Here is a 9,773-nt window from a genome sequence, read left to right as displayed (position 1 = left end):
CGGGAAGTGGGGAGCGTTTAGCCAGTGGCCAGTTGCCGCGCCGCGCCATTGCGCCAGCGGGCCAGGTGTTCGTCGGCGTAGCGCCGCACGCAGCGCAGTACGGCGCTTTCGTGCTGCATGAGGAAGAAGTGGTGACCGTCGAACATGTCCAGGGAAAAGCCGCTGGCGGCATCGAGTTGCCAGTCGAGCAACTGATCGGCGCGCACGCTGTCCTGTTTGCCGCCGAACACGTGGATCGGCATCTCCAGCGGTGCACGCTCGCCGTAGGTGAAGCTGCCGCACAGCAGGAAATCAGCGCGCAGGATCGGCAGCATCAACTGCATCAACTCGGGGTTGGCCAGGGCTTCTTCGGTGGTGCCCTGCAGTTCGCGCAGGCGGGCGATCAATTGCGCGTCGGTCTTCTCGATGGCGTATTCGCTGACATCACGACGCGCCGGCCCGGCCGTGCCGGAGGCAAACAGCGCCAGCGGCGCGGGCCCGCCGCGAGCACTCAAGGCATGCGCCAGTTCAAAGGCGAGCAGGCCGCCGAGGCTATGGCCGAACAGCGCATAGGGACCGTCCAAGTCGCGGCTGACTTCGTCCGCGAGCTGCGCAGCCAAGGCCTTGATATCGCGCTGCAACGGCTCGTCCATGCGCATGCCACGGCCGGGCAATTCCAGCGGGCAAACCTGCAACCACTCAGGCAGGGCACGGCGCCAACGCGCATAGACCATGGCGCTGGCGCCCGAATAGGGCAGGCAGAACAGGCGCAGTCGAGTCGGCGCACTCATCGAGCGACGACGCCAAACTGAAACACGCTGTGTGCACGATAAAAACCCATTTCGTCCTCCTGCGGGTGCTGATCCTTGGTCGTTTTACTAACGAACCTGTCACCCAGAAGAACGGACGGCATCGGCAAATAATTAGTCGGTGGGTACGAGCGAGACGTGGTTCACACCTCACAAGAAAGCATAAGATTAGTTCGCCTTCTCATTTGACAATCATTATCATTAAGCATAATTTGTTGCCCGATGTGTAGGAGGCCTCAGCAAGGACGCCCTCCCCTAACCTCTTTTGCGACAAGGTGATTTCCATGACGGAACAAGTATCCACAGGCAGGTGCGACTCACCGCTTCTCCAGGCATTCGTCGATAATCGGCTGATTCTGGTGAAGATCGCGGCCCGCATTACCGGCTGCCGCTCCCGAGCCGAAGACGTAGTGCAGGACGCCTACTTCCGGCTGCAATCGGCGCCGACAATCACGTCATCGTTCAAGGCTCAATTGAGTTATCTGTTCCAGATCGTGCGCAACCTGGCGATCGATCACTACCGCAAGCAGGCCCTGGAGCTCAAATACTCCGGGACGGAAGAGGAAGGCTTGAATGTGGTTATTCACGGCGCTTCACCGGAAACCTCGCACATCAATTTCAACACCCTGGAAAACATCGCCGACGCCCTGACCGAGCTGCCGCAGCGCACGCGTTACGCGTTCGAGATGTATCGCCTGCACGGCGTCCCGCAAAAGGACATCGCCAAGGAACTGGGCGTATCGCCGACCCTGGTGAACTTCATGATCCGTGACGCGCTGGTGCACTGCCGCAAGGTGTCGGGCAGCCATAGCGATACGTTTGCACGCAGGGTTTGAGACTCAGCAGATGAAAGGTGGGGGCTGGCGTGTGTCGAAGCGTGGCTTGCCCGCGATGAAAGGAACCTTGGTTTTCCAGTGGCGCCGAGGTGATGCTATCGCAGGCAAGCCAGCGCCCACACAAGCGCGCTCCCCACTTCTTTAACCTGTGGTGTGCCTATCAGGGCGTGGGCATTACATCGATGCGATACGGCTCGAAAATCTTCAGCATCTCGCCGTCATCGCGCAGGCGCTTGAGCAAGGCGGAAAACGCTTCGCCTGTGATCGGCGCCTTCGGGCGCAGCAACGCGTAATGGTGATAGACCTGGTCGATGCGCTCGGACACCAGGAACTGCCCCGCCATTTCCGCGTTGCGCACCATGAAATCACTCAAGTACGAACGGGTCACCAAGGCGATGTCGGCACGCCCGCGCGCGACCATCAGCAGGTTGCTGTCATGGGAGTAGGTCAACGTGGCGTTGAAGTGCTCGGCCATGGACTTGGGGTCGGGGTTGAAGTTGGCGAAGGCGTAGTGATAACCGCTGAATACCGCCAGGCGTTTGCCTTTGAGGTCGGCGAAATAGCCTTGGTCGCGACCAGGCTCACGCTGGGCGACAAATATCTCTGCGTCTTCCAGGCCCATGTCGACGCTGGTATGGGCAATCTTCTGCCAGCCCCAGTCGGGGTTTTCGAAGATGGCCATATCGATCCGGCCCTGCTCGAAATCGCGAAAGCGCCGCGGTATAGAGGTGGGCACCAGTACAAACTGGTAATCGGTTTGCGAGGCGTTCAGGGCTTCGACCAGTTGTGGCAGCAAACCGGTATCGGCGCCCTGCTCGGGGCGCACGGTGTAGGGTGGGAAATGCGCCGCGCCGATGCGCACCAATTGCGCAGCCGACGCTGGCATCCACCCTGCGGTGCCCAGTGCCCAAAAGGTAAGTCCTGCAGCCAGCCGCCATGGCGAAAACATCAAGGCACACACCGTTCAAAAACGCTAATGGCGATAAGCTAGGCGTTTTTGTCTGGCGAGACAACTTTCCGTCGGCAAATTAATAGCTTGCACCTCAATCGGCTTTCAGAACCATCAGCAGGGCTTCTTCGGCCAACTGCTCGAGCGTCAGGCTGCCCTCGGCGCGAAACCAGGTGGTGGTCCAGGACAAGGCCCCCGTGAGGAAACGCCGGGTAATAAATACATCACCGCGAATATAGCCAGCGTCCTTGGCCTCGCCCAGTACCTGCAGCCAGATCGCCTCGTACACATCGCGCAAGGCCAACACCTGGGCCTGGCCTTCGTCCGACAGCGAGCGCCACTCGTACACCAGCACCGCCATGGCCTCGCCGCTGCCGCCCATGATCGACTGCAATTCGCAGCGGATCAGCGCCAGCACACGTTCGCGCACATCAGTGGCTTCTTCCAGCGAAGCGCGCATCATCGCCGTGTTGTAGTGGATGGTTTCCTCCATCACCGCGCGCAGGATCTCGTCCTTGCTCTTGAAGTGATGAAAGATGCTACCGGACTGGATGCCCACGGCGCTGGCCAGGTCGCGCACCGTGGTGCGCTCGAAGCCCTTGTTGCGAAACAGATGGGCGGCGGTTTGCAGCAGTTTGCCGCGAGCACTGTCGGGGTCGGTCAATTGGCCGCCATCGACCATGGTGCGCATGACCCGAAGGGCTTTGTGCTCATCCATGCCTCTCTCCTCTACTTCCACGGACGTCTTGGCCCGCAATTTAGGCCGTGCCGGCCACCCAAGCAAGCGCTTGGCTAAAACTTGCGCCTGGAGTTTACAAACCAAGCGCTTGCTTGGTAGTCTCGTTGCCAGCCATTCGAGGAAGGATTTCTCATGAGCAAGACGGTTCGTATCGGCTGCGCCAGCGCCTTCTGGGGTGACACCTGCACCGCCGCCGCCCAACTGGTGCACGGCGGCAAGCTCGATTACCTGGTGTTCGACTACCTGGCGGAAGTCACGATGTCGATCCTCGCCGGCGCGCGGATGAAAGATCCCCACACCGGCTATGCCACGGACTTCGTCGAAGTGCTCACCCCGCTGCTGGTCGAGATCCAGCGCCAGGGCGTGCGGGTGATCAGCAATGCCGGCGGTATCAACCCCCAGGCCTGTGCCGCCGCCCTGCAAGCGGCCTGCGACAAGGCAGGCGTCGGGCTGAAAATAGCCGTGCTCCTGGGCGATGACCTGCAACCCCAACTCAAGCTCCTGCACGGCATCACCGACATGTTCAACGGCACGCCGCTGCCGCCGATGTGTGTGTCCGCCAACGCCTACCTGGGCGCACCAGGCATTACCCAGGCGCTGACGCTGGGCGCGGATATCGTCATCACCGGCCGCGTGGTGGACAGCGCGGTGGTGAGCGCCGCACTGGTGCATGAATTCGACTGGTCATGGCAGGACTACGACCGCCTCGCCCAGGCCGCACTGGCCGGGCATATCATCGAATGTGGCGCGCAATGCACCGGGGGCAACTTCACCGACTGGCGCGACGTGCCGGAATACGAACACATCGGCTTTCCCATCGTCGAAGTCAGCGCCGACGGCCAGTTCACCGTCAACAAAGTCGACGGCACGGGCGGATTGATCAGCGAACTCAGCGTGGCCGAACAACTGCTGTACGAAATCGGCGACCCACGCGCGTACCTGCTGCCGGATGTGATCTGCGACTTCAGCCAGGTCAAGTTGCACCAGCAAGGCAAGCATTGCGTACGCCTGCACGGTGCCAAGGGCTTGCCACCCACCGACCAGTACAAAGTCAGCGCCACGTACCCGGATGGTTTTCGCTGCACCGCCAGTTGCCTGATCGCCGGGATCGATGCGGTGGCCAAGGCCGAACGGGTCAGCCAGGCGATCATCAACAAGACCTCGGAACTGTTCAGCGAGCGTGGCTGGGCGCCTTACACCGAAGTGAACATCGAATTGCTCGGCAGCGAAGCCACCTACGGCGCTCACGCCAGGCGCCAGGACTGCCGCGAGGTGGTGGTAAAGCTGGCGGTGCGTCACCCCAGCAAACAGGCGTTGGTGCTGTTTGCCCGCGAGATCGCCCAAGCCGCGACCGGCATGGCGCCGGGCCTGACCGGCATCGTCGGCGGGCGGCCGACGGTGTACCCGTTGATCCGGCTGTTTTCGTTCCTGGTCGACAAGGCGTCCTGTGACGTACTGATCGACTTCCAGGGCGAGCGCCACGCCTGCACACTGCCAAGGACCGATGCTGCGACGCTGCCCGATGCACCGATCGAGCCACCCAAGCCCCAAGGTCGTGCCGATGCCAGCGTGCCGCTGGTGAAACTGGCGGTGGCGCGCTCCGGCGACAAGGGTAACCACAGCAATATTGGCGTGATCGCCCGCGACCCCGACTACCTGCCGTGGATCGCCGAGGCGCTGACCTCGGAAGTCGTCGTCGATTGGATGGGCCATGTGCTTGACCCCGTGCACGGCCGCGTCGAGCGCTGGTACCTGCCCGGCAGCCACAGCCTCAACTTCCTGCTGGAAAACGCCTTGGGCGGTGGCGGCATTGCCAGCCTGCGCATCGACCCGCAGGGCAAAGCCTTCGCCCAGCAACTGCTGGAAATCCCCATCGCTGTGCCGCAACACATCGCAGATTCTCTCAATTAACAGGAGCGTTGCCGTGGCCTTCGACTCAATCTTCAAAGCCGACCTGTTCCAGGGGCAAACCGTGATGGTCACCGGCGGTGGCAGTGGTATTGGCCGCTGCACCGCCCATGAACTGGCAGCGCTCGGCGCTCACGTCATCTTGGTCGGACGCAAGGCGGAAAAACTGCAGAATGTCGCACTAGAAATTGCCGAAGATGGCGGCACCGCCGATTGGCAGGTGTGCGACATTCGCGATGAAGAGGCGGTAAAGGCGCTGGTCAAACACATCATTCACGCGCACGGTCCGATCCACGGCCTGGTCAACAATGCGGGTGGCCAATATCCGTCGCCGCTGGCTGCGATCAATCAAAAAGGCTTCGAAACGGTGCTGCGCACCAACCTGGTCGGCGGCTTCCTGGTCGCGCGGGAGGTGTTCAACCAGTCCATGAGCAAGCACGGCGGCGCCATCGTCAACATGCTCGCCGACATGTGGGGTGGTATGCCCGGCATGGGCCACTCGGGTGCCGCGCGCGCCGGCATGGACAACTTCACCAAGACCGCGGCCTTTGAATGGGGTTATGCCGGCGTCCGCGTGAATGCCGTGGCGCCGGGCTGGATCGCCTCCAGCGGCATGGACACCTACGAAGGCGCGTTCAAGGCGGTGATCCCGACGCTGCGCGAACACGTGCCGCTCAAGCGTATCGGCACCGAGTCGGAAGTCAGCGCGGCCATTGCGTTCCTGCTCAGCCCCGCCGCTGCCTTTATCAGTGGCAGCACGTTGCGCATCGACGGCGCCGCCAGCCTGGGCAGCCGCGCCTGGCCGCTGCACAAGGCGCAGTCGCCGAGCGAACCCTTCAACGGCTTCCACCGCGCCTACCTGCCAGATGTACTCAAGGCGGAGCAATAGACCATGCCGGTGATTGAATCCTCGATCGACCCCCACAGTGCCCAGTTCGCGCAAAACCGCGAGGCCATGCTGGCGGTCATCGCTCAGCTGCGCCAACTGGAACACAACCTGCTGAGCAAGGCGCAGGAAGCCAAGCCCAAGTTCGACAAGCGCGACCAACTGCTGCCCCGTGAGCGCCTCAACCGGCTGCTCGACCCCGGCGCACCGTTCCTGGAACTGGCCAGCCTGGCCGGCTACAAGCTGCACGACGACAAGGACGGCAGCGCCGCCGGTGGTGGGTTGATCGCCGGCATCGGTTATGTCAGCGGCGTGCGCATGCTGGTGGTGGCCAATAACAGCGCGATCAAGGGCGGCACCATTTCCCCCACGGGCCTGAAGAAATCCCTGCGCCTGCAGCAGATCGCCATGGAGAACAAACTGCCGGTGGTAACCCTCGCCGAAAGCGGCGGCGCCAACCTCAACTATGCCGCGGAGATTTTCGTCGAAGGTGCGCGCAGTTTCGCCAACCAGGCGCGCATGTCAGCCATGGGCTTGCCGCAGATTACCGTGGTGCATGGCTCGGCCACGGCGGGCGGCGCGTATCAGCCGGGGCTGTCGGATTACGTGGTGGTAGTGCGCGGCCGGGCCAAGCTGTTCCTCGCAGGCCCGCCGCTGCTTAAGGCCGCGACCGGTGAAGTGGCGACCGATGAAGAACTGGGCGGCGCCGAGATGCACGCGCAAATTGCCGGCACCGCCGAATACCTGGCGGAAAATGACGCCGACGGCGTGCGCATCGCCCGTGAGATTGTCAGCCTGTTGCCCTGGAATGATCGCCTGCCAGCTGCGCAAAAGCGTGTCTACACAGAGCCGCTGTACCCCATTGAAGAGCTGCTGGGCCTGATCCCGGATGATCCGAAAAAACCCTATGACGTCCGCGAAATCCTCGCGCGCCTGGCAGACGGCTCGCACTTTCTTGAATTCAAGGGCGAGTTCGATGCCCATACCGTCTGCGGTCACCTGCACATCCAGGGGCGTGCTGTCGGCGTGATTGGCAACAACGGCCCGATCACGCCCAAGGGGGCCAGCAAGGCCGCGCAGTTTATCCAACTGTGCGACCAGAGCCGCACGCCGCTGCTGTTCCTGCACAACACCACCGGCTTCATGGTGGGTACCGAGTCGGAGCAGCAAGGGGTGATCAAGCACGGCGCGAAGATGATCCAGGCGGTGGCCAATGCGCGAGTGCCTAAACTTACGCTGGTGGTAGGCGGCTCCTACGGCGCGGGTAACTATGCGATGTGCGGCCGCGGCCTGGACCCGCGTTTCATCTTCGCCTGGCCTAACAGCCGCACGGCGGTGATGGGGGGTGCGCAGGCGGGCAAGGTACTGCGCATCGTCACCGAGGCCAAGCAGTTGAAGGACGGCCTTGTGCCGGATCCCAAGGTGCTGGACATGCTGGAGCAGGTCACCGCGCAGAAGCTCGATAGCCAGTCCACCGCGCTCTACGGCAGCGCGAATCTTTGGGATGACGGGCTGATTGATCCCAGGGATACCCGCACGCTGCTCGGCTTTTTGCTGGATGTCTGCCATGAGGCCGAAGCCCGGGTGTTGCAGCCCAACAGCTTCGCAGTGGCGCGTTTCTAACAGGAGAACAACAACAATGATCTTCACCCAGGAACACCAGGAACTGCGCCGCACCGTCCGCGCCTTCGTCGACCGCGAGATCAACCCTCACGTGGATGAATGGGAAAAGGCCGGGCGTTTTCCCATCCACGAGATCTTCCGCAAGGCCGGTGCCCTTGGCCTGCTGGGCATTTCCAAGCCGGAGAAGTTCGGCGGCATGGGCCTGGACTACAGCTATTCCATCGTCGCCGCCGAAGAGTTCGGCACCGTCCGTTGCGGCGGCATTCCCATGTCCATCGGCGTGCAGACCGACATGTGCACCCCCGCCCTCGCCCGCTTCGGTTCCGATGAACTGCGCGACGAATTCCTGCGCCCGGCCATCAGCGGCGAACAGGTCGGCTGCATCGGTGTCTCGGAAACCGGCGCCGGCTCCGACGTGGCCGGGTTGAAAACCCACGCGCGCAAGGACGGCGACGACTATGTGATCAACGGCAGCAAAATGTGGATCACCAACTCGCCCAGCGCTGACTTCATCTGCCTGCTGGCCAACACCTCCGACGACAAGCCGCACATCAACAAGTCACTGATCATGGTGCCGATGGGCACCCCTGGCATCAGTGTCAGTCCGCCCCTGGAGAAGCTCGGCATGCACAGCTCCGAGACCGCCCAGGTGTTCTTCGACGGCGTGCGTGTGCCCCAACGCAACCGCATCGGCCACGAGGGCGCGGGGTTCATGATGCAGATGCTGCAGTTCCAGGAAGAACGCCTGTTCGGCGCGGCCAATATGATCAAGGGCCTGGAGCATTGCATCGACAGCACGATCGAGTACTGCAAGGAGCGCCAGACCTTCGGCAAGGCTCTGATCGACAACCAGGTCATTCACTTTCGCCTCGCTGAACTCTCCACCGAAATCGAATGCCTGCGCGCGCTGGTCTACCAGGCCACCGAGCAATACATCAAAGGCCAGGACGTGACTCGCCTGGCCTCCATGGCCAAGCTCAAGGCCGGACGGCTGGGCCGCGAAGTCAGCGACAGTTGCCTGCAATACTGGGGCGGCATGGGCTTCATGTGGGACAACCCCGTGGCCCGCGCCTACCGCGATGTGCGACTGGTCTCGATCGGTGGCGGCGCCGACGAAATCATGCTGGGCATCATCTGCAAACTGATGGGCACCTTGCCTGGGAAAAAACCATGAACACCCTGCTGCTCGAACCCCATAACGGCGTGCTGCACATCACCCTCAACCGCCCGGCACAGCGCAACGCCATGAGCCTGGAGATGGTCAATGAACTGCGCGCGGTGCTGGCACAGCTGGACAGCCAAGTGCGTGCGCTGGTGATCAGTGGGGCCGACGGGCATTTCTGCGCCGGGGCCGATGTGAAAGACCTCGTCACGGCAGGCAATCAATTGCAGGCGCTGAACCGCGCGTTCGGCACCTTGCTGCAGGAAGTCGAAGCGGTGCCGCAAGTCGTGATCGTGGTGCTGCAAGGCGCGGTGCTGGGCGGCGGGTTTGGCCTGGCGTGCGTGAGTGATATCGCCATCGCCGATCACCAGGCGCAATTCGGCCTGCCGGAGACCAGCCTGGGCTTGCTGCCGGCGCAGATTGCGCCGTTTGTGGTCAAGCGCATCGGGCTGACCCAGGCACGCCGACTGGCGCTGACAGCTGCGCGATTTGACGGCCTGGAAGCCGAGCGGCTGGGCGTCGTGCACTTTACCGAACGTGATCCGCAGGCGTTGGCGGAGCGCGTGGACGAGGTGTTGGGGCAGGTGCTGCGCTGCGCGCCGGACGCGAATGCACGAACCAAATCCCTGTTGCTGGCGAGTGTGGATGAACCGCTTGAGGCGGTGCTGGACCGTGGAGCGCAGTGGTTTGCCGACGCGGTGAGGAGTGAGGAAGGGATTGAGGGGACGCAGGCGTTTGTGCAGAAAAGAAAGCCTCGGTGGTGCAAGTGACGTCATCGCAGGCAAGCCAGCTCCCACCGTTTGACCGAGGTCGGCTACTGGGCCGCCGCGCTGTTGCTTTTGATGTGGGGCGAAGGCCTTTTGCTGACTTGCGGCCTTTCCA

General features: G+C 62.6%; 9 protein-coding genes. 6 read left to right on the top strand and 3 right to left on the bottom strand.

Going from position 1 to position 9,773, the window contains the following annotated elements:
- Nucleotides 1–17: 17 nt before the first annotated feature.
- Nucleotides 18–770, bottom strand: coding sequence for a thioesterase II family protein (locus tag CQ002_RS11425; RefSeq protein ID WP_105162637.1), 753 nt, complete (start codon nucleotides 768–770; stop codon nucleotides 18–20).
- Between the two features lie 302 nt (nucleotides 771–1,072).
- Here CQ002_RS11425 and CQ002_RS11420 point away from each other — a divergent pair, with 302 nt between their 5' ends.
- Complete coding sequence (locus CQ002_RS11420; RefSeq protein WP_005789991.1) at nucleotides 1,073–1,624, top strand: RNA polymerase factor sigma-70; 552 nt, start codon at nucleotides 1,073–1,075, stop codon at nucleotides 1,622–1,624.
- 160 nt (nucleotides 1,625–1,784) lie between these two features.
- Here CQ002_RS11420 and CQ002_RS11415 read toward each other — a convergent pair whose 3' ends face one another.
- Both CQ002_RS11415 and CQ002_RS11410 read right to left on the bottom strand, forming a co-directional pair.
- Entirely contained in the window at nucleotides 1,785–2,573 is a 789-nt protein-coding gene (locus tag CQ002_RS11415) for an ABC transporter substrate-binding protein (RefSeq protein ID WP_052211135.1), read from the bottom strand.
- A 94-nt stretch (nucleotides 2,574–2,667) separates the two neighbouring features.
- The gene (locus tag CQ002_RS11410; protein ID WP_034107881.1) at nucleotides 2,668–3,291 is read right to left on the bottom strand and encodes a TetR/AcrR family transcriptional regulator; all 624 of its coding nucleotides are present in this window, start codon (nucleotides 3,289–3,291) and stop codon (nucleotides 2,668–2,670) included.
- Nucleotides 3,292–3,444: 153 nt separating this feature from the next.
- On the opposite strand from CQ002_RS11410, the gene CQ002_RS11405 reads away from it, so the two are divergent.
- Genes CQ002_RS11405 through CQ002_RS11385 form a run of 5 tightly spaced genes read left to right on the top strand, consistent with a single transcriptional unit; the run spans nucleotide 3,445 to nucleotide 9,661 of the window.
- On the top strand, nucleotides 3,445–5,223 hold the full coding sequence (locus tag CQ002_RS11405) for an acyclic terpene utilization AtuA family protein (RefSeq protein WP_105162638.1): 1,779 nt from the start codon (nucleotides 3,445–3,447) through the stop codon (nucleotides 5,221–5,223).
- A gap of 13 nt (nucleotides 5,224–5,236) precedes the next feature.
- Nucleotides 5,237–6,109: an SDR family oxidoreductase gene (locus CQ002_RS11400; protein WP_105162639.1), complete on the top strand. Its 873-nt coding sequence runs from the start codon at nucleotides 5,237–5,239 to the stop codon at nucleotides 6,107–6,109.
- A 3-nt stretch (nucleotides 6,110–6,112) separates the two neighbouring features.
- Nucleotides 6,113–7,729 carry a geranyl-CoA carboxylase subunit beta gene (gene atuC, locus CQ002_RS11395; protein ID WP_069077920.1) on the top strand — a complete coding sequence of 539 codons (1,617 nt, stop codon included), beginning with the start codon at nucleotides 6,113–6,115 and terminating at the stop codon, nucleotides 7,727–7,729.
- Nucleotides 7,730–7,745: 16 nt separating this feature from the next.
- Nucleotides 7,746–8,903 carry a citronellyl-CoA dehydrogenase gene (atuD, locus tag CQ002_RS11390; RefSeq protein WP_034107890.1) on the top strand — a complete coding sequence of 386 codons (1,158 nt, stop codon included), beginning with the start codon at nucleotides 7,746–7,748 and terminating at the stop codon, nucleotides 8,901–8,903.
- Entirely contained in the window at nucleotides 8,900–9,661 is a 762-nt protein-coding gene (locus tag CQ002_RS11385) for an enoyl-CoA hydratase/isomerase family protein (RefSeq protein WP_034107892.1), read from the top strand. The genes atuD and CQ002_RS11385 overlap by 4 nt, the downstream gene beginning before the upstream one ends.
- Nucleotides 9,662–9,773: the final 112 nt, after the last annotated feature.

The organism is Pseudomonas sp. MYb13 (assembly GCF_002980075.1).
Taxonomy (GTDB): Bacteria; Pseudomonadota; Gammaproteobacteria; order Pseudomonadales; family Pseudomonadaceae; genus Aquipseudomonas; species Aquipseudomonas lurida.
Note: the sequence above shows the minus strand (reverse complement) of the source record. Positions and strands in the feature narration are given on the sequence as shown.

Bases quoted from the DNA above. Each gene is read 5' to 3' on its own strand.
- atuD (WP_034107890.1), top strand. From the start codon at position 7,746: ATGATCTTCACCCAGGAACACCAGGAACTGCGCCGCACCGTCCGCGCC.
- CQ002_RS11405 (WP_105162638.1), top strand. From the start codon at position 3,445: ATGAGCAAGACGGTTCGTATCGGCTGCGCCAGCGCCTTCTGGGGTGAC.
- CQ002_RS11415 (WP_052211135.1), bottom strand. From the start codon at position 2,573: ATGTTTTCGCCATGGCGGCTGGCTGCAGGACTTACCTTTTGGGCACTG.
- atuC (WP_069077920.1), top strand. From the start codon at position 6,113: ATGCCGGTGATTGAATCCTCGATCGACCCCCACAGTGCCCAGTTCGCG.
- CQ002_RS11385 (WP_034107892.1), top strand. From the start codon at position 8,900: ATGAACACCCTGCTGCTCGAACCCCATAACGGCGTGCTGCACATCACC.
- CQ002_RS11425 (WP_105162637.1), bottom strand. From the start codon at position 770: ATGAGTGCGCCGACTCGACTGCGCCTGTTCTGCCTGCCCTATTCGGGC.
- CQ002_RS11410 (WP_034107881.1), bottom strand. From the start codon at position 3,291: ATGGATGAGCACAAAGCCCTTCGGGTCATGCGCACCATGGTCGATGGC.
- CQ002_RS11420 (WP_005789991.1), top strand. From the start codon at position 1,073: ATGACGGAACAAGTATCCACAGGCAGGTGCGACTCACCGCTTCTCCAG.